This is a genomic window from Pseudomonas sp. Mb7, assembly GCF_054790525.1.
In genome coordinates this window covers 2,911,814-2,931,267 of sequence record NZ_CP186501.1, presented here as the reverse complement: position 1 = coordinate 2,931,267, position 19,454 = coordinate 2,911,814, and the positions used below count along the sequence as shown (strand labels likewise).

17 protein-coding genes are annotated in these 19,454 nt (G+C 62.0%); 8 read left to right on the top strand and 9 right to left on the bottom strand.

Annotation, left to right across the window (positions count from 1 at the left end; genetic code table 11):
• Positions 1 to 3: 3 nt before the first annotated feature.
• Positions 4 to 345, top strand: a complete 342-nt coding sequence (locus ACOYXH_RS13280) for an immunity protein Imm33 domain-containing protein (RefSeq protein WP_095047867.1) — start codon at positions 4 to 6, stop codon at positions 343 to 345.
• A 92-nt stretch (positions 346 to 437) separates the two neighbouring features.
• A complete protein-coding gene (locus ACOYXH_RS13275; RefSeq protein WP_011333757.1) occupies positions 438 to 701 on the top strand; it encodes a PAAR domain-containing protein in 264 nt (87 codons plus the stop codon).
• Between the two features lie 351 nt (positions 702 to 1,052).
• Here the strand turns inward: ACOYXH_RS13275 and ACOYXH_RS13270 are convergent, their stop codons facing one another.
• Together ACOYXH_RS13270 and ACOYXH_RS13265 are read right to left on the bottom strand one after the other, a co-directional pair.
• On the bottom strand, positions 1,053 to 1,748 hold the full coding sequence (locus ACOYXH_RS13270) for a tRNA (adenine(22)-N(1))-methyltransferase (RefSeq protein ID WP_460410876.1): 696 nt from the start codon (positions 1,746 to 1,748) through the stop codon (positions 1,053 to 1,055).
• Positions 1,749 to 1,871: 123 nt separating this feature from the next.
• Entirely contained in the window at positions 1,872 to 2,921 is a 1,050-nt protein-coding gene (locus tag ACOYXH_RS13265; RefSeq protein ID WP_093431666.1) for an NAD(P)-dependent alcohol dehydrogenase, read from the bottom strand.
• A 188-nt stretch (positions 2,922 to 3,109) separates the two neighbouring features.
• Between ACOYXH_RS13265 and ACOYXH_RS13260 the strand changes: the two genes are divergently transcribed.
• A complete protein-coding gene (locus tag ACOYXH_RS13260; RefSeq protein WP_095047864.1) occupies positions 3,110 to 4,036 on the top strand; it encodes a Gfo/Idh/MocA family protein in 927 nt (308 codons plus the stop codon).
• A gap of 79 nt (positions 4,037 to 4,115) precedes the next feature.
• Here the strand turns inward: ACOYXH_RS13260 and ACOYXH_RS13255 are convergent, their stop codons facing one another.
• The 7 genes from ACOYXH_RS13255 to ACOYXH_RS13225 all read right to left on the bottom strand — a co-directional run bounded on the left by ACOYXH_RS13255 (position 4,116) and on the right by ACOYXH_RS13225 (position 12,566).
• Positions 4,116 to 5,054, bottom strand: coding sequence for an AraC family transcriptional regulator (locus tag ACOYXH_RS13255; RefSeq protein WP_095126633.1), 939 nt, complete (start codon positions 5,052 to 5,054; stop codon positions 4,116 to 4,118).
• Between the two features lie 11 nt (positions 5,055 to 5,065).
• Positions 5,066 to 5,899, bottom strand: coding sequence for an oxidoreductase (locus tag ACOYXH_RS13250; protein ID WP_460410792.1), 834 nt, complete (start codon positions 5,897 to 5,899; stop codon positions 5,066 to 5,068).
• A gap of 172 nt (positions 5,900 to 6,071) precedes the next feature.
• The gene (locus ACOYXH_RS13245) at positions 6,072 to 7,334 is read right to left on the bottom strand and encodes an NAD(P)/FAD-dependent oxidoreductase (RefSeq protein WP_095047861.1); all 1,263 of its coding nucleotides are present in this window, start codon (positions 7,332 to 7,334) and stop codon (positions 6,072 to 6,074) included.
• A complete protein-coding gene (locus ACOYXH_RS13240; RefSeq protein WP_460410791.1) occupies positions 7,324 to 8,916 on the bottom strand; it encodes an aldehyde dehydrogenase (NADP(+)) in 1,593 nt (530 codons plus the stop codon). Before ACOYXH_RS13240 ends, ACOYXH_RS13245 begins: the two co-directional genes overlap by 11 nt.
• Positions 8,917 to 8,988: 72 nt before the next feature.
• Entirely contained in the window at positions 8,989 to 9,936 is a 948-nt protein-coding gene (locus ACOYXH_RS13235) for a dihydrodipicolinate synthase family protein (RefSeq protein WP_460410790.1), read from the bottom strand.
• Positions 9,937 to 9,991: 55 nt separating this feature from the next.
• The gene (locus ACOYXH_RS13230) at positions 9,992 to 10,918 is read right to left on the bottom strand and encodes a 4-hydroxyproline epimerase (RefSeq protein WP_095048099.1); all 927 of its coding nucleotides are present in this window, start codon (positions 10,916 to 10,918) and stop codon (positions 9,992 to 9,994) included.
• Between the two features lie 22 nt (positions 10,919 to 10,940).
• Positions 10,941 to 12,566, bottom strand: a complete 1,626-nt coding sequence (locus ACOYXH_RS13225) for an APC family permease (RefSeq protein ID WP_116254868.1) — start codon at positions 12,564 to 12,566, stop codon at positions 10,941 to 10,943.
• Positions 12,567 to 12,797: 231 nt separating this feature from the next.
• Between ACOYXH_RS13225 and ACOYXH_RS13220 the strand changes: the two genes are divergently transcribed.
• From ACOYXH_RS13220 to ACOYXH_RS13200, 5 genes are all read left to right on the top strand, one after another.
• A complete protein-coding gene (locus tag ACOYXH_RS13220; protein ID WP_460410789.1) occupies positions 12,798 to 13,568 on the top strand; it encodes a PAS domain-containing protein in 771 nt (256 codons plus the stop codon).
• A 108-nt stretch (positions 13,569 to 13,676) separates the two neighbouring features.
• A complete protein-coding gene (lexA, locus tag ACOYXH_RS13215; RefSeq protein ID WP_093430810.1) occupies positions 13,677 to 14,294 on the top strand; it encodes a transcriptional repressor LexA in 618 nt (205 codons plus the stop codon).
• Positions 14,294 to 14,911 carry a translesion DNA synthesis-associated protein ImuA gene (imuA, locus tag ACOYXH_RS13210; protein ID WP_093430813.1) on the top strand — a complete coding sequence of 206 codons (618 nt, stop codon included), beginning with the start codon at positions 14,294 to 14,296 and terminating at the stop codon, positions 14,909 to 14,911. The genes lexA and imuA overlap by 1 nt, the downstream gene beginning before the upstream one ends.
• A gap of 7 nt (positions 14,912 to 14,918) precedes the next feature.
• A complete protein-coding gene (locus ACOYXH_RS13205; protein WP_220556363.1) occupies positions 14,919 to 16,334 on the top strand; it encodes a Y-family DNA polymerase in 1,416 nt (471 codons plus the stop codon).
• Positions 16,310 to 19,408 carry an error-prone DNA polymerase gene (locus ACOYXH_RS13200; protein WP_460410788.1) on the top strand — a complete coding sequence of 1,033 codons (3,099 nt, stop codon included), beginning with the start codon at positions 16,310 to 16,312 and terminating at the stop codon, positions 19,406 to 19,408. Before ACOYXH_RS13205 ends, ACOYXH_RS13200 begins: the two co-directional genes overlap by 25 nt.
• Positions 19,409 to 19,454: the final 46 nt, after the last annotated feature.

The window sequence follows — 19,454 nt, the reverse complement described above, 5'->3', positions numbered from 1 at the left end:
TTTATGCAAAAGGCTGACGCTGTTTATCCGGACCAGGCGCAAACAGAAATCTGTAGCAAGTATGGAATGCCTGTGCAACCGCCCGAAGAGATGGTCGCGATCGCTATTGACTCGCTTGGCAAGTCGCCGATTTATGGCACAAGAGTTCAATTGCCGGAAGACGGCAATATCAGCTGGTTTATTCACTGTGGTGAGTTCTCTGACGCGGATGACTTCTACAAGCCTGTCCATGTTCACCACCTGAGTGAAATGTTGCCTCAGGTTGTGAATTATCTTTGTCTGCCCACTGGCGCAAAATTCATCATCGATACAGCCGACTATGAAGATGTCTGGATGGCTGAGTAAGGAGTATTGAAGCCGGTTCACCACCGGTTTCGCGTTTGATTGATCCCGTGGATCAATTGGAATATCAGCGGCTTGGTCAAAGGAGTGACAACATGAAAGACGCCATTCGCTTGGGCGACTCCACCACTCACGGTGGCAAGGTCCTCGAAGCCTTCTCCCGGACTGACCTCAATGGCAAGCCGATTGCCGGTGTCGGTCACAAGGTCAGTTGCCCGTTGTGCAAAGGGATATTCCCGATTGCCGAGGGCAGCAGCACCTACACCGTCGATGGCACGCCCATCGCGCTCGATGGCATGAAAACCGCCTGTGGCGCTGCGCTGATTGCCAGTGGCCCGAAGGGTGCGGTCGTCAGCTGAGTGCTGTAATGCCGCTGACGGAGAGCCAGCGGCGTGGCGTTTGACCTTAGTGAAGAAATGTAATTTGAATGCAGTGGGCGGTAGCGGCTGCGGAGGAAGGCAATGACGTCAGGGTTTTCAAGCGAACTCAGAACTCTCTCCGCCAGAGATTTACAACGTTATCCCTCAACTGTAATTCAAGGGAGGGCAGCATCACGTCACCGTCACACTTGGACTCCCGTTCAAGTGTGACGGTGACAAAAGCAAAGCCCAGGGACGAAATGGCGAAGTGTTGACGTGAGGTCAATACCAGAATCTGGAAGCGAGCCTGCCCGCGGAATTGGCGCATGCGCACCTGCCGGCCACGGCTTCTCAAGCCAGCAACTGCGCGATCCATTCAGCCTGTCGCGTGATCTCTCGTACCTTCGCCTCGGGCAAAGCCTGCTGCGCCCGGGCGAACTGACCGAGGGTCTTTTGCTTTTCGTTCAGTATGCGTTGCCACTTGGCCAGAAACTCCGGACTGCGTGCCTGCATCTGTAGCGGGCCGAAGTACAGTTCTTGACCGGTGTAGGTCACTGGTTCAGCGCGTTCGGCCACGATGATTTCGTAGTCGAAGCGGTTCTCCCGCAGCAGCTCTTCGCTGAGGATGCGGTAGCCGTTTTCCATCAGCCATTGGCGCAACGGTTGCTCGCCGCCGTTGGGTTGCAGGATCAGACGTTCCTCGCCGCTGAGGTGGGCCTTGCCGTTGTCGAGGATGTCACGGATGGTTTCACCGCCCATGCCGCAGATGCTGACGGCGGTGATGCCGTCGTCGGGTTTGATCGCCGCCAGACCATCCGCCCGGCGCACGCTGATGCGCTGCTGCAGATCATTCTCGCGCACGGTGCGTTCAGCCGCTTGGAACGGCGTCGCCGCAACCTCGCCAGCCACCGCCGCAGTGATCAAACCACGACGCATCAGCGCCACCGGCAGATAGCCGTGATCCGAGCCGATATCCGCCAGTCGCGCACCGGCAGGTACGTGGGCAGCCACCCGCTCGAGGCGCATGGACAATGTCTGTTCGTTCAACGGCAACCCCTTGATGGCAGGCAAAGGGGTGCGACTCTGGCGAGCAACGCCGGGCCTGTCAAATCCCGGCGACGGAATTCAATGGCCCATTGGCCGCGCTTAATGGCCAATGGGCGCTGAGGTTTAGCCGGCCAACGTTGCGTTATCGATCACGAAACGATACTTCACGTCACCCTTGAGCATGCGCTCGTAGGCGTCGTTGATCTGGTCGGCGCGGATCAGTTCGATGTCGGAAACGATGCCGTGCTCGGCGCAGAAATCCAGCATCTCCTGGGTTTCCGGGATGCCGCCGATCATCGAACCGGCAATCGTGCGGCGCTTCATGATCAGATTGAACACGTTCGGCGAAGGGTGCGAGGTGGCCGGCGCACCCACCAGCGTCAACGCACCATCTCGCTTGAGCAGCACGAGGAATGCATCGAGATCGTGCGGCGCGGCGACTGTGTTGAGGATCAAGTCGAAACTCTTGGCGTGGGCGGCCATTTCTTCGGCATTGCGCGACACCACCACTTCATCGGCACCCAGCGCTTTGGCCGCTTCGCGTTTGGATTCGGAGGTGGTGAACGCCACAACGTGGGCGCCCAGGGCGTGGGCCAGTTTGATGCCCATGTGGCCAAGGCCGCCGATGCCGACCACACCGACTTTTTTGCCCGGGCCAGCGTTCCAGTGGCGCAACGGCGAGTAGGTGGTGATGCCGGCACACAGCAGCGGTGCGACGGCGGCCAGTTGCGCTTCGGGATGACGGATGCGCAGCACGTAGCGTTCATGCACGACGATGTTTTGCGAGTAGCCGCCCAGCGTCCAGCCCGGTGCATCCGGGGTCGGGAAGTTGTAGGTGCCGATCATGCCGTCGCAGTAGTTTTCCAGCCCGCTTTCGCAGTCATCGCAATGTTTGCAGCTGTCGACGATGCAACCGACGCCGACCAGATCACCGACCTTGAAATCCGCGACGTGCGCGCCGACAGCCGAAACACGACCGACAATTTCGTGCCCCGGTACGCACGGGAACTGCGTACCGGCCCATTCCGCCCGTACCTGGTGCAGGTCGGAATGGCAGATGCCACAGAACGCGATGTCGATCTGCACATCATGGGCGGCCGGCGCGCGGCGGTTGATCTGCATCGGCTCAAGGGGTTTGTCGCCAGCGTGGGCACCATAGGCTTGAACAAGCATGGGAACATCCTCAATCGGTTTGTCGTAAGGCATTGTTGCTTGTTCAGCGCTGCGGGCAGTAGTGCATTCCTGTGCAATCCTTGCCTGATCCTGTGCGTCGTTGTGACATTGCGCGGACAGACGCTCGTGGCGTTTGCAGGTAATCTCCCGGTTCACTGACGACAACAAAATCAAAACAGGAGTCATTGATGCAACCAATCCGTCTCGGTCTGGTGGGCTACGGCAAGATCGCCCAGGATCAACACGTCCCGGCGATCAACGCCAATCCCGCTTTCCACTTGGTCTCCGTCGCCACTCAAGGCAAACCCTGCGCGGGCGTGGAGAACTTCCAGTCCTTGAGCGAGTTGCTGGAAAACGGTCCGCCGGTGGATGCGATTGCCTTCTGCACGCCGCCGCAAGGTCGTTTTGCGCTGGTGCAGCAAGCACTGGCCGCCGGCAAACACGTGCTGGTGGAAAAACCGCCGTGCGCCACCTTGGGCGAGGCGCTGGCGCTGGTCGATCAGGCTGCCGGGCAGGGCGTCAGCGCCTTGTTTGCCTGGCACTCACGCTACGCGCCCGGCATCGAAGCTGCCCGCGACTGGCTCGCCTCGCGTACCCTGCAAAGCGTGCAGATCGACTGGAAAGAAGACGTGCGCAAATGGCACCCTGGTCAGGCCTGGATCTGGCAACCCGGCGGCCTCGGCGTATTCGATCCGGGCATCAATGCCTTGTCGATCGTCACTCATTTGCTGGCGCTGCCGTTGTTTGTCGAATCGGCTGAACTGCGCGTACCGAGCAACTGCCAGTCGCCAATTGCCGCGTCGATCAAAATGTCCGACCCGCGCCGCCTCGATGTGCGCGCGGAATTTGATTTTGACCATGGGCACGATGAGCTGTGGAGCATCGAGGTGCGTTGCGCTGAAGGCGTGTTGCGCCTGGATAACGGCGGCGCGCTGTTGAGCATCGACGGTGTGCGCCAAGCAGTGTCGGAGGAGGGTGAGTACGCAGCGGTGTATCGGCATTTTCAGCAGTTGATTGGCGACAAGGCCAGTGACCTGGATGTGCAGCCGTTGCGCTTGGTGGCGGACAGTTTCTTTGTCGGCAGTCGGGTGTTGGTTGAGGCGTTTTACGACTAGTGCACCTTCAGCGCTCACCGCTACACACAACGAAAAAAGCCTGCCCTGAAAAGCAGGCTTTTCGTTTGTGGCGTGACCGTCAATGCGACGAAACATACTCCGACGCTGTGGTCGGCAATGGCAGTGCATACGTTGCCTTCATCCATTCAATCTCTGCCTGTGGCGTCCTGCCGAAGAAGCGTTTGAACTCACGACTGAATTGCGAAGCACTTTCATAGCCAACGTTGAAGGCGGCTGCCGAGGCACTCATGGCCTGGCGCAACATCAACAGGCGCGCCTGATGCAAACGCGTCGACTTCAAATACTGCATGGGTGAGGTGTCGGTCACGCTGCGAAAGTGCAGGTGGAAGTTCGGCACGCTCATGCTCGCTTCATGGGCCAGTTGCTCGACGTCGAGTCGCTGCTGATAACAACTATGGATCTTGCGGATCGCACGGGTCACTTTGCCGAAATGTCCCTGTCGGTTGAGCGCGGCGCGCATGGAGCCACCTTGCTCACCGGTCAGGATGCGGTAATAGATTTCCCGCAGCAGGGACGGCCCGAGGATTTGCGCTTCGCCGGCAACGCTCATCGCTTCCAGAAAACGCAGGGTGGTTGCCCGCAGTGAAGCGTCCATCGGCGAGGCATACATACCTTTGGGCGGGGCATCGCTTGGGCCATGCACGTCATCCACTTGCAGCATCAACTCGCTGGCCAACTGGAAATCGAGGTGCATGTAGATCGCGAGCATCGGCTCGGCCTCAGTGGCATCGGCCTCCATGGTGAAGGGGATCGGCACCGAGACCACCAGATAGTGCTGGGCGTCATAGACGTAGGTGTCCTCTCCCAGATAGCCGCGTTTGCGGCCCTGGCAGAGAATCACGATGCCGGGGTCATACAGCACCGGGGTGCGCGTCAGGGGGCGATTCGAACGCAGGAAGCGCACGCCTTCGAGGGCGCTGAGATTGTAGCCTTCGATCGGTGCGAGGGCTTTCATGAGCTGCACCATGCGCGCGGTGCCTGCATCGACCTGCGTCATCACATCCTCTCTCAATGATCGGTGGACCGGCTCAGCGCTTCCCATTGGTCAATCTCGCTGGCTGCATTTTTCAGTTTGTCACGGACCAGACGCAAGGCGTCACTGCCCAATAGCAAGTGGGCCGGTGGTGTCGGGCTGGCGATGATCTGCAGCATCGCTTGGGCAGCCTTTTGCGGGTCGCCGAGTTGCTTGCCGCTTTTCTCTTCGCGGGCTTTGCGGATCGGATCGAAACTGGCGTCATAGTCGGCAATGCTGCGCGCGGTGCGTTGCATCGAACGGCCCGCCCAATCCGTGCGGAACGAACCCGGTGCGACGGCAGTGACGAAGATGTTGAACGGCTGCAGCTCCTTGCTCAGGGTATCGGAGATCCCTTCGAGCGCAAATTTGCTACCGCAGTAGTAAGCGATGCCCGGCATGGTAATGGTGCCACCCATGGAGGTGATATTGAGGATGTGCCCCGCACGACGCTGGCGAAAGAAGGGCAGAAACGCTTTGATCACCGCCACCGCGCCGAACACGTTGACGTCGAATTGACGATGCATGTCTTGCAGCGGTGATTCTTCGCAAATGCCTTCGTGGCCATATCCGGCGTTGTTGACCAAAACGTCGACGGGACCGTGAGTGGCTTCGACTTGCGCAACGACGCTGTCGATACGCTCGAAATCAGTGACGTCCAGCACCACCCCGTAAGCGTTGTCCGGGGACAGTGCCTGGAAGTTTTTCAGGTCGGTTTCATTGCGCACAGTGCCGATGACACGGTGGCCCGTGGCAATGGCTTCTTTGGCCAGCGCATGGCCGAAACCGCTGCTGACGCCGGTGATGAACAGGGTTTTAGCGTGAGTCATGTCGAGCTCCCATTGGGTCAGGTCTGAGTCCATGGTAGCGATCAGCAAACGGGGCACCTATGCCGGTTTATCTTCGAGCATTGCCTATTCCTATCGGGCGCTCTTGATGTTGAAAAAAAACGGCGGCAACGCAGCTACGCTCGCTCACCGTCGAACTTGCAGATCAGTGCCGTCAGAAACGCGCCAACCTATAGGGCTCGCCACTCGGCAATGCCGTTGCCGGAAAGGCGGACAGGCCCGCCATTCGCACCACCATCTCCGCCGTCACCGCCGCCTGCGTCAGCCCCAGATGCTGATGCCCAAAAGCAAGCAACACCTTGCCCCCACACACCTGATCAATCACCGGTAATGAATCGGGCAATGACGGTCGAAAACCCATCCACGGCGTCGCTGCTTCAGCATTCAGATCCTGGCGAAACAAACCCTGACTCAACCGGTGCAATTGCCACGCACGCTCCATGCTGGGTGGTTTCTCCAGTCCGGCGAATTCAACCGTGCCGGCCAGGCGCAACCCTTCGGACATTGGCGTCATGATGAATTTGCGCTCCAGCGAGGTCACGGGGAAGGGCAGTCGGTCGTGTTCCTGCGGCAGCATCAGGTGATAGCCGCGCTCGGTGTCCAGTGGGACTTTTTTGCCGGTGAGGGCGGCGGTGAGTTTTGCTGAATGTGCGCCGCAGGCGATCAGGACGCGGCTTGCAGTCAGGCCGCCATTGCCAGTGGTCAGCGTAACCCCGTGCTCCTGCACGTAGCCGCCCTGAACCTGTTGCTGGACAAAACTCACGCCGCTGGCCTTGGCCGCTTCGACCAGTTCGCACACCACGCGGAAGGGATCGATAAAGTGCCCGGTGCGTGGAAAGAACAAACCGCCCTGGATCTGTTCACTGAGTTGCGGCGCGGTTTCGCGGATGGCGCCGGCCTGCCAGTAATCGACCGGTACCTGCTGCTGATGCAGGCGAGCCTGTAATGCCTGGATGGCCTGACGCGATTCGGGGCATTCGAACACCAGCAGCGAACCATCGATCTTCAGCAAGTCCGGCCTCTGGATGTCGGCGAGCAAGCGCTGCCAGGCGTCCAGGCTGTTTTCATTGAGCGCGCGCAAACCCGCCACGGTGTTCTGAAAAGGCGTCGGGCGCAGATTCAGCAGCAGGCGGGTGAACCATGGCAGGGCGCGCGGCAGGTATTTCCAGTCCAGACGCAACGGCCCCATCGGGTCCATCAGCATGGCCGGCAGGCGCTTGAGGATGGACACGTCGGCAATTGGAAACACCTGCTCGGTCGCCAGATGCCCGGCGTTGCCGAACGAGGCGCCGTGGCCGGGTTGCTGCTGATCGATCACGACCACGCGCAACCCTTGGCGAGCCAGACGCAGCGCGCAGGCGACGCCGATGATGCCGGCGCCGACCACGGCGATGTCGTGGGAGCCGTTATTCGCCATGGTGCTGCGCTTCCCTTTGGCCATCGAGCAGACGGCGCAATTGCAGCGGATTGGCCTGTTTCAGTGCAGTAGGCAGCAAGCTGTCCGGGAAGTCCTGATAGCAGACCGGGCGCAGGAAACGCAGGATCGCCGCGGTACCGACCGAAGTCGTGCGGGCGTTGGAGGTGGCCGGGAAAGGCCCGCCATGCACCATCGCGTCACACACCTCGACGCCGGTTGGCCAGCCGTTGACCAGCAACCGGCCGGCCTTGCGCTCCAACGTCGGCAGTAATGCACGCGCCTGTTGCAGGTCTTGGTCATCCAGATGCAGTGTCGCGGTCAATTGGCCCTCCAGATGTTCGGTCACCTGGCGAATTTCCGCTTCACTGCCGCATTGCACGATCAGCGCCGCCGCACCGAACGCTTCGGCTTGCAGGCGCTGATCGGCGAGAAAGTCTGCGGCTTCGGTCACGAATACATGGGCCTGGCATTGATTCGGGCCGTTGGCGCTCAAACCAACACCTGTGATGTTCGCACTGGCATTTTCGGCCAGCGCATTCACGGCAGACTCGTAAGCACTGAAGATGCCGGGTGTCAGCATCGTCTGCGCGGGGCTGCGTTGAATCAGCTCGGCGGTGGCGGCGATGAACTTGTCCAACGCGGGTCCTTTCAAGGCAATCACCAAGCCCGGATTGGTGCAAAACTGGCCCGCGCCCAATGTTAGCGAAGCCACAAACCCTTCAGCCAACGCCTGCGTGCGATTGCCCAGCGCCGCCGGAAACAGCAGCACCGGATTGATCGAACTCATTTCCGCGTACACCGGAATCGGCTCGGGCCGCGCTTGCGCCGCTTGCATCAGCGCCAGACCACCGCTACGCGAGCCGGTGAAACCCACTGCTTTAATCCGTGGATCCGTGACCAGCGCAATGCCCACTTCGCGGCCGGAACCGTACAGCAACGAGAACACGCCTTCCGGCAAACCACAGGTTTTTACCGCTCGAGCGACTGCGCGGCCGACCAGTTCGCTGGTGCCGGGATGCGCACTGTGCGCCTTGACGATCACCGGGCAACCGGCGGCCAGCGCCGATGCGGTGTCACCGCCGGCCACGGAGAACGCCAGGGGGAAATTGCTCGCGCCAAACACCGCGACCGGCCCCAGCGCGATCTGCCGTTGACGCAGATCGGCGCGCGGCAACGGCTGGCGTTGCGGCTGCGCGCTATCGACACGCACATCCAGCCATTCACCGGCGCGGACCGTGCGAGCGAACATTCTCAGTTGTTGGCAAGTACGCCCGCGTTCACCTAGCAGACGCGCGTGCGGCAGGCCGGTTTCGGCGTGGGCACGGTCGATCAGTTCATCTCCGAGGCCTTCGATTTCTTCGGCAATGCATTGCAGGAATTCAGCGCGGACATTCAGGGTTGTCTCGCGATAAACATCGAACGCTGCCCAGGCCAGCGCGCAGGCCTGTTCGACATGCTCGGCCGCTCCACCGGCGTACGCCGGTTCCAGCGTTTCATTCGTAGCCGGATTGATCCCGCGAATGGCGCTGCGATTGCCGGCAATCATGTGTTGCCCGATCAGCATGTGGCCCGTCAAAGTCATGGTGTCTTCCTGATAAAAAGAGGGAGGCCTGCCGCGAATCACAAGGCTTCGCGGCAGGTGAGGGGGACGTGATCAGGCGAAGTTCTGTTCCGCCGACCAGTTCTCGTACCAGTGACGGAACAGCGAATACTGCTTCTCGGCATACCGCCGCTGCGAGTCGCTCAACGCATCGGTTTCGTTGAAGTGCAGGGTGTATTCCTTGTCGCCGTTGAGCACCATCAGGTGTTTGTAATACAGCACCAGGTCGCAGCCTTCATCGAACGACGACAGCACCGCCAGCGCCGATTCCAGTTCCCGCGCCTGACGCCGGGCCTTGGCGTCACCTTTGGCCGCTTGCTTGCTCAGGGCGACCAGTTGCAGCACCTCGCGGGGCAGGGCGTTGCCGATGCCGGTGATGGCGCCGGTGGCGTTGCAGTTGACGAAACCGTGCACCACTTGCGTGTCGACACCGACCATCAGGGTCACATCATCGTCCTTGGAGGTGATGTTTTCGGCGGCGTAACGCAGGTCGGCGCCACCGCCGAATTCCTTGAAGCCGATCAGGTTCGGGTGCTCGCGGCGCAGTTCGAAGAACAGATCCGCGCGGGTGGCAAAGCCGTAGTAAGGGCTGTTGTAGATCACCGCCGGCAAATTTGGCGCGGCTTGCAGAATCGCGGCGAAATGGGCCTTTTGCGCGGTGACCGAAGCGCCGCGAGACAGCACGCGGGGAATCACCATCAAACCCTGCGCGCCGACTTTCGCCGCATGGGCCGCGTGGGAAACCGCTTCGCGTGAGTTCACCGCGCCAGTGCCCACGATCGTCGGAATACCCGCCGCGACCAGACGCGCCACGCCTTCCTGACGCTCGGCCTCGGTCAGCAGCGGCCAGTCGCCCATCGAACCGCAATAAACCACGGCGCTCATGCCGATGTCGATCAGCTCGCGACCCTTGGCCACCAGCGCGTCGAAGTCCGGTTTGCGCTGGGCGGTGCACGGTGTCATCAGGGCCGGCATGCAACCGGTGAAGATGTTGTCGCTCATTGTTTTAACTCCTTGGCACATCATTCAAATTGAGGTGAAAAGTCAGCGTGGCGGTTCAGATGCCCCACGCGAACGGGTCTGCTTCGTCGATCAGCAAGGTGCTGTCGGCGGTCATGTAGGCGCGGCCGGTGATGTACGGGCGGATGCGTTCGCCTTGCCATTCGAAGCGACCTTCGAACTGGCTGCCGGTGATGCTTGCCTGCACCCAGGTTGCGCCGGGTTGCAGCTTGTCGTCGGCGGCCAGACAGGCGAGTTTGGCGCTGGTGCCGGTGCCGCACGGGGAGCGGTCGTAGGCTTTGCCGGGGCACATGACGAAGTTGCGGCTGTCGGCCTGATCGTCATCGGCGAACAGTTCGATGTGATCGATCACCGCGCCGTCCTCGCCGTAAATGCCTTGGTCTTCGAGGGCCTTGAGCATCGCCCAGGTGTACGCCGTGAGGTGTTCGACGTTGTCCATGGTCAGCGTCTGGCCGTGCTCGGAAACGAGGAAGAACCAGTTGCCGCCATAGGCGATGTCGCCCAATACGCGGCCGAACCCCGGCACATCCACCGACACTTGTTTGCGATGGCGATAAGCGGGGACGTTGCCCAGGGTGACGGTTCCGTCGTCATGCAACGTGGCGCTGACCGGGCCGACCGGGGTGTCGATTTTGTGCTCGCCCGGTTCGATTTGCCCCAGGTACTGCAGCGAGTTGATCAGGCCGATGGTGCCGTGGCCGCACATGCCGAGGTAGCCGGCGTTGTTGAAGAAGATCACCCCGCAAGTGGCGTCCGCCGAGACCGGTTCGCAATACAACGCGCCGACCAGCACATCATTGCCGCGCGGTTCCAGCAGGCAGGCGCGGCGCCATTGATCATGTTGAGTGCGCAGCGCATCGCGCTTCTCGACCATGCTGTTGCCGGGCAGCTCGGGGAAGCCTTTCATCACCAGGCGCGTCGGTTCACCGCCGGTGTGGGAATCAATCACGTGTACTCGTTTCATGAACATGTCCCGTTGGATGATTTCAGTAGGCGCCGGCAGGGCGCGCAGAGACGGTCGAGGCGGGGGAAGCGATTTCGCTGTCCTCGTCGTCCTCTTCCAGGCGCAGCAGATGCGCCGGTACACCGGTCGCCGCGCCCCAGTAGTAAATGCCGGTGGCACACGCCGCGACGACAAGGGTGTCGAATGGATGGGCAAGGATGCCGAGGCCACCGAAGGTGCCGAGTTTCGACAGCACGATGGTCACCGCGTAGAAGGCGATCAGCCACGCCGAGGAACGCACTTGGCTGGCCAGATTCAGGTGAGCGGTTGGCACAAATCGACCGCAGAGCAGGTAGACCACGAACATCAGGATCTGCAGGCCGAGCAGCCACGACACGGTGCTCCAGCCCGACCAGTAGACGATCAGCGCGGCGATGATGAACGACACCGGCCCGAGCACGCCCATGCACTTGACCCGGAACGGCCGTGGCATGTCCGGCGCATTGCGGCGCAGCGCAGCCACCGACACCGGCGCCACGGCGTAGCTCAACACCAGCGCAGCGGAGACCACGTTGATCAGCGCCTCCCACGACGGGAACGGCAAGGTCCAGAACACCGACAGGGCGAAGGTCAGCCACAGCGCCGGGCGCGGGATGCCGGACTTTTCATCGATGTGGGTGAAGACCTTGAAGAAGGTCCCGGTCTGCGCCCAGCCATAGATCACTCGCGGGGTCGCGTTCATGTAGATGTTGCCGCAGCCGCTCGGCGAGATCACCGCATCGGCGACCACCAGATACGCCAGCCAGCCCACGCCCAGCGCCAGTGCGATGTCGCGATACGGCAGGGCAAATTCCTTGCTGATTCCGGCCCAGCCGTTGGCGAGCATTTCCGTCGGGATGCTGCCGAGAAAGGCCATTTGCAGCAGCACGTAAATCAGTGTCGACAGCAGCACCGAGAGGATCAACGCAATGGGAATGGTGCGCTGCGGATTCTTCACTTCACTGGCCACCGAGATGATCGGCGTCAGGCCCAGATACGCGAAAATGATGCCACCCGCCGACACGGCCATCTCGACGCCGGACAGGCCAAACGGGGCAAAGCCTTGCACCTCGAAGTTGGCCGGTTTGAAGAAGGTGAACAGCACCCCGATCACCAGCAGCGGCACGATGAACTTGAACACGCTGACCAGATTATTGGCCTTGGCGAAGGTCTTCACGCTGCGGTAGTTGAGCAGGAAGAACACGCACAACAGCCCGAACTGCACCAGCCAGCCGAGAATCGTCGGATCGCCGGTGCCAGCTTTGGACAGGCCGGGAAACCACGCCGCTGCGTATTGGCGCGAAGCGACCACTTCGATGGCGACCAGACTGGAAAACGCAATCAGGGTGATGAAACCCATTAAGTAGCCGAGCAGCGGCCCATGGGAGTAAACCGGATAACGCACCACGCCGCCGGCGCGCGGTAATGCGGCGCCCAGTTCGCAGTAAACGATGCCCAGCAACAACACGGCGAAGCCGCCCAGCAGCCAGGAAAAAATCCCCGCCGGGCCGGCAATGGCGGACACATGACTGGCCGCGAACAACCAGCCGGAACCGAAGATCGCCCCCAGCCCGATAAATGTGAGGTCGATCAGTGAAAGCTGTTTTTTGAACTTGCCTTGGCCTGACATGGCATCGCCTTCTTGTGAGTTATTGGATAGGCAGTTGTGTCACTGGGACGGCCAGACTTTGAACTCATCGACCTCGCGGCGATTGATGTTTTTTGCTGGCTTCGATGACGAAATCAGCACAATGACGCCGATAAAACATGGCCCTCGACACGCCGCGAACGATGCTGCAATCTGCGGGCGAACGGCGCATGGCGGGCATTTGGTCTGTCCACGTTACGAGGGGAATCTTTGATGCAGCAGGCGTTTTCGATCCTGGCTCAAGGCATGAATGGCCAGCGTCCGCAGACACTGGAGGAACTCTTGGCCGGCGCGGCGCTGTTGTTGCCGATGCTTGATGTGATCCCCAATGCGGCGATTTTCATCAAGGATGTGCAGGCCCGTTACGTGCTTGCCAACCGCACGCTGGTGCAGCGCTGTGGCTTGAAGGATTTGCGTCCGTTACTGGGCAAGACCAGCGCGCAGGTGTTTCCGGCGCAACTCGGGCCGGGCTACACAGAGCAGGATCGCAAGGTGCTGGAGGAGGGTTTTGTGCTGGAGGATCAGCTCGAACTGCATCTGTACGGCAGCCGCGAACCGGGGTGGTGCCTGACGCACAAGCAGCCACTGTATAACCGTGACGGGGTGATTATCGGTCTGGCGGGGATTTCGGTGGACCTGCAATCGGCCAGTGAAACCCACCCGGCATTCGAGCGGCTGGCGGCTGTCGATGAGCATATTCGCGGGAATTTCAATCGCCGTGTGACCCTCGGTGAACTGACCCGCATCGCCGGCATTTCCGTGGCGCAACTGGAGCGTTACTGCAAACGGGTATTCCACCTGACGCCACGGCAGATGATCCAGAAAGTACGCCTGGAACACGCGCATCGATTGCTGCACACCGACCTGCCGATAACGGACGTGGCGCTGCAATGCGGCTACACCGATCACAGCGCGTTCACGCGCCAGTTCAAGGCGTCGACCGGGTTTACGCCACGCGAGTATCGGCAGGCCACTTCACCCTGATCAAGTGGCCATTGAAGATCAATGCAGGCGCTGCCGAACCTTCGGCAACTCCTGCGTCGGCCTGGGCCGACCTGCGGCGCTTGTCAGGAAAATCCTACAGGAGTACAAATGTACTCCATGACGAACCTGACTCCCCGCCGTACTGCCATTCTGACTTTTATCCGCGATCGAATCGCCGAACACGGTCAGCCCCCAAGCCTCGCTGAAATCAGCGAGGCTTTTGGTTTTGCCTCGCGCAGCGTGGCGCGCAAGCATGTGCTTGCGCTCACCGAAGCCGGGTTTATCGAGGTCAATCCGCATCAGGCCCGGGGCATTCGCCTGCTCGGGCAGCCGGCACGCCCGGAATTGCTCGACATCCCCGTGCTCGGCCGCGTCGCTGCCGGTGCGCCGATTGGCGCCGATGCCGACATCCATAGCCGCTTGCTGCTCGACCCGGCGCTGTTCTCCCGCACGCCCGATTACATGCTGCGGGTGCAGGGCGATTCGATGATCGAGGACGGCATTCTCGACGGCGATCTGGTCGGCGTGAAGCGCAATCCCGAGGCGCTCAACGGCCAGATCGTCGTAGCGCGCCTCGACGGTGAAGTCACCATCAAACGCTTCGAACGGCTGGGCGATGCCGTGCGCCTGTTGCCGCGCAACCCGGCGTATCAGCCGATTGTCGTGCGTGACGATCAGGATCTGGCCATCGAAGGGGTGTTTTGCGGTCTGGTGAGGCAAGGCTGATGGGCGCCGTCGTTGCGTTGGATACGCTGTTCAATGGCGGCCAGGTCTGGAAAGGCCGCCCTGCGCCACCGGCCGCCAGCCCGCAGCCGACCGGCCACGCCGCGCTGGACGCGGCACTGCCCAGCGGTGGCTGGCCGGAAGCGGCGTTGAGCGAAATCCTCCTGGCCGGTCCCGGTGTCGGCGAACTGCAGCTAGTCTGGCCGACGCTGGCGCGGTTGTCGGCGGCGGGCGAGCGCATCGTGCTGGTGGCGCCGCCGTTCGTGCCGTACCCGCAGGCGTGGGCAAGCGCCGGGGTCGATCTGCGCCAGTTGTCGGTGATCCAGGCCACCGAGCGCGATGCCTTGTGGGCGGCGGAACAATGTTTACGTTCGGGCAGTTGCGGCGCGGTGCTGTGCTGGCCGCACAAGGCTGATGATCGCGCGTTGCGCCGTTTGCAGGTGGCGGCGGAAACCGGTCAGACCCTGGCGTTTGCCTGGCGGCCGTTGAGCGAAGCGATCAACCCGTCACCGGCGGCGTTACGCATTGCCATCGACGCCAGACCTGCACAGTTGCGCGTACTCAAGTGCCGTGGCGGGCTGGCGCGTACGGCACCGATTGCCTTTGCTGTGGGGCACTGAGGTCACCATGCGCTGGGTGTGTATCCTGTTTCCGCAATTGGCCCTGGACGCCGTGCTGCGTCAGCGGCCCGATCCCGATGAACCGTTGGTGCTGCTTAACGGCCCGGCCCAGCGCCGGGTGTTGCAAGCGGTCAATCCGGCGGCGCGCAAGCTTGGTTTGCGCGCAGGCCAGTCGATGACCGCCGCCCAGGCCATGAGCAAAGGCTTTGCCACGGCTGATTACGAGGCCGCCGAGGTCGAACACTGGCAGCAGTTTCTCGCCGCGTGGGCCTACCGTTTCAGCTCGCAGGTCAGCGTGCATTACCCGCGCACCGTGGTGTTCGAGATCGAATCGAGCCTGGGTCTGTTCGGTTCGTGGGCGCAGTTCGAAGCACGACTGCGCCGGGAACTGACTGATCTGGGTTTCCGCCATCGCATCGTCGCGGCACCGAATCCCGTGGCGGCGCGGGTGCTGGCCAACGCCTATGACGGCTTGGTGGTGCCGGACGGCGAGGCCTTGCAGCATCATCTCGGTCAGTTGCCCGTCGACCGCGTCGGTCTGGAACCCGCAGTGGCCACGGCGTTATCACGTATGGGCCTGCGCAATCTCAGTCAGGTGCAGAGCCTGCCGCGTCAGGCGCTGGCCCGGCGCTTCGAAGCGCAGATGCTCAAGCATCTCGACACGCTGTTCGGCGCGCGGCCATTGGCGCTGGCGTTTTACCTGCCGCCGGATCGTTTCGACGTACGCATCGAACTGAATTTCGACGTGCAGTCCCATCAGGCACTGTTGTTCCCGTTACGCCGTTTGACCGGCGATCTGTCGGCGTTCCTCTGCGGGCGTGACAGCGGCGTGCAGCGTTTCGATCTGCACCTGGAACACGCCGGGCTGCCGGACAGCATCATCAAGGTCGGCCTGCTCAGCGCCGAACGTGATCCGGCGATGCTCTTCGAACTGGCCCGTGGCCGGCTGGAACAAGTGCAAGTCGAGGCGCCCGTGCGCGGCTTTCGTCTGCGCGCCGAGGACCTGCCGAGTTTCGTGCCGCAGTTTCAGCAACTGTTCGACGACCGTCCGCAGCAGACCTTGCCGTGGGAGCAGTTGCGCGAACGCCTGCGTGCGCGCTTGGGCGATGACGCGGTGCAGGGGTTGCGTTTTCAGGCCGATCATCGTCCCGAGTGCGCGTGGCAGCACGGCGTTGATAAACAACGCTGCGCAGGCTTGCCGAACGTGCATCGTCCGGGCTGGTTGCTCGGCGAGCCACAAAGCGTGGCGGAAGGTTCGGCGCGGATTCTCATGGGCCCGGAGCGCATCGAATCCGGCTGGTGGGACGGTGACGACGTGCGCCGTGATTATTACCTGATCCAGAATCGCGCCGGACAGCAGGGCTGGGCTTATCGGGCGGTGGGTGAGGGCGGTCCGCTGTGGCTGCAAGGCTGGTTTGCATGAACGACGGTTATGCCGAACTGCACTGCCTGTCGAACTTCAGTTTTCAGCGCGGTGCGTCCAGTGCGCTGGAACTGTTCCAGCGCGCAAAAAAGCACGGCTATCAGGCACTGGCGATCACCGATGAGTGCACGCTGGCCGGAATCGTTCGGGCCTGGCAAGCGGCGAAATCGGTGGAGCTACCGCTGGTCATCGGCAGCGAAGTGCGTATCGAAAACGGCCCGAAACTGGTGCTGCTGGTGGAGAGTCTGGCGGGCTATCAAGCGCTGTGCGGCCTGATCACCCGCGCCCGACGACGCACGCAGAAGGGCCAGTATCAGGTGCTGCGCGAAGACTTCGCCGAGCCGTTGCCGGGGTTGCTGGTGTTGTGGGTGCCGGACTCGCTTGATGACGTGGAGGAGGGTCGATGGCTGCAGCAGACCTTTGGCGAACGGTTGTGGCTGGCGGTGCAATTGCATCGTGGCCAGGACGATCAGCAGCGGTTGGCGGCGATGTTGGGGCTGGCCGCCGAGTTGCAGATTCCTGCCGTGGCCAGCGGCGATGTGCACATGCATGCCCGTGGCCGGCGTGCCTTGCAGGACACCATGACTGCGATCCGTCATCACGTGCCGGTGGCCGAGGCGGGGTTACGCCTGCATCCCAATGGCGAACGGCATTTACGCAGTGTCGAAGTGTTGCGCGAGTTGTATCCGCAGGCTCTGCTGGATGAGTCGATGAGCCTGGCCCGGCGCTGCACCTTCGACCTGGGCGAGTTGCGTTATCAGTATCCGAAAGAACTGGTGCCGGAGGGGCACAGCGCCAGTTCCTGGCTACGGCATCTGACCGAAGAGGGCATCGCCTGGCGCTGGCCACAGGGGCCGCAAGGCAAAGTGCTCAAGCAGATCGACGATGAACTGAAGCTGATCGCCGAACTCGGTTACGAAAGCTACTTTCTCACCGTGCACGATGTGGTGCACTTCGCCCGCGAGCAGAAGATTCTGTGTCAGGGCCGTGGTTCGGCAGCCAACTCGGCGGTGTGTTTTGCCTTGGGCATCACCGAAATCGACCCGGATCGCACCACGCTGCTGTTCGAACGCTTCATGTCCAAGGAGCGCAACGAGCCGCCGGACATCGACGTCGATTTCGAGCACGAGCGCCGCGAAGAAGTCCTGCAATACGTGTTTCGCCGTTACGGCCGTGGTCGTGCGGCGCTGACGGCGGTGGTCAGCACCTACCACGCTGCCGGCGCAGTACGCGACGTGGCCAAGGCCTTGGGCCTGCCGCCGGATCAGATCAACGCACTGGCTGATTGCTGCGGCCACTGGAGCGATGAAACACCGCCGGTCGCGCGTTTGCTCGAAGGCGGTTTCGACCCGGACAGCCCGGTGCTGCGCCGGGTGCTGAGTCTGACCGGGCAGTTGATCGGCTTCCCCCGGCACCTGTCGCAGCATCCCGGCGGCTTTGTGATTTCCGAGCAGCCGCTGGACACGCTGGTGCCGGTGGAAAACGCCGCCATGGCCGAGCGCACGATCATTCAGTGGGACAAGGATGACCTCGATGCAGTCGGCCTGCTCAAGGTGGATATTCTCGCCCTCGGCATGCTCAGCGCGATTCGCCGCTGCTTCGACCTGCTGCGCCACCATCGCAATCTGGATCTGAGCCTGGCGACGATTCCAGCCGAAGACAAACCGACCTACGACATGATCAGCCGCGCCGACACCATCGGCGTGTTCCAGATCGAGTCGCGGGCGCAGATGTCGATGCTGCCGCGCCTGAGACCGGCGAAGTTCTACGATCTGGTGATTGAGGTGGCCATCGTCCGCCCGGGACCGATTCAGGGCGGGATGGTGCATCCGTATCTGCGTCGCCGGAACAAGGAAGAAGAGGAAACCTACCCGTCACCAGAGCTCAAGGTTGTTCTGGAAAGAACCCTCGGCGTGCCGCTGTTTCAGGAACAGGTGATGCAGATCGCCATCGTCGCCGCCGATTACAGCCCTGGCGAGGCTGATCAGTTGCGTCGCTCGATGGCTGCGTGGAAACGCCACGGCGGACTGGAACCGCACAAGGAACGCCTCGCCGCCGGCATGAAGAAGAACGGCTACACGCCGGAGTTCGCCGCGCAGATTTTCGAACAGATCAAAGGCTTCGGCAGCTACGGTTTTCCCGAGTCCCACGCCGCCAGTTTTGCCTTGCTGACTTACGCCAGTTGCTGGCTCAAGTGCCACGAACCGGCGGCGTTCGCCTGCGCGTTGATCAATAGCTGGCCAATGGGCTTCTACAGCCCGGACCAGATCCTCCAGGATGCGCGCCGGCATCAGTTGCAGATCCGCCCGGTCGACGTGCGCGCCAGTGACTGGGATTGCAGCCTGGAAACCACCACGACGGTGCAACCGGCGATTCGCATGGGTCTGCGGATGATCAAGGGCTTTCGCGAGGACGATGCCCGGCGCATCGAAGCGGCGCGCGCGCGCGGGGCATTTGCCGATGTCGCCGACCTGGGCGAGCGGGCGGCGCTCGACAGTCGGGCGCAGGCGTTGCTCGCCGATTCCGGGGCGTTGCGTGGCCTGGCCGGACATCGGCATCGGGCGCGCTGGGAAGTCGCCGGGGTGCAGAAACAGTTGGGTCTGTTTGCCGGGTTGCCGAGTCAGGAGGAGCCGGAGGTGGTACTACCCAAACCCAGCGTTGGCGAGGATCTGCACGCCGATTACAGCACCGTCGGCACCACGTTGGGGCCGCATCCGCTGGCACTGTTGCGCGGCGAACTCAAAGCCCGGCGCTGCCGCAGTTCGCAGGAGTTGCTTGAAGTCGAACATGGCCGACCGGTGAGCATCGCCGGGCTGGTGACGGGACGGCAACGACCGGGCACCGCCAGTGGTGTGACCTTCGTCACCCTGGAAGACGAATTCGGCAACGTCAACGTGGTGGTCTGGCGTGATCTGGCCGAGCGTCAGCGGCAAGTACTGGTCGGTTCGCAATTGCTCAAGGTCGATGGCCGCTGGGAGCGCGAAGGCGAAGTGCGCCACCTGATCGCCGGCCGCCTGAGCGACCTCAGCTCGCTGCTCAATGGCATCCGCGTGCAGAGCCGCGATTTCCATTAGCGCGCCCTGATCTGATCGTTCCCACGCTCTGCGTGGTAACGCCTCC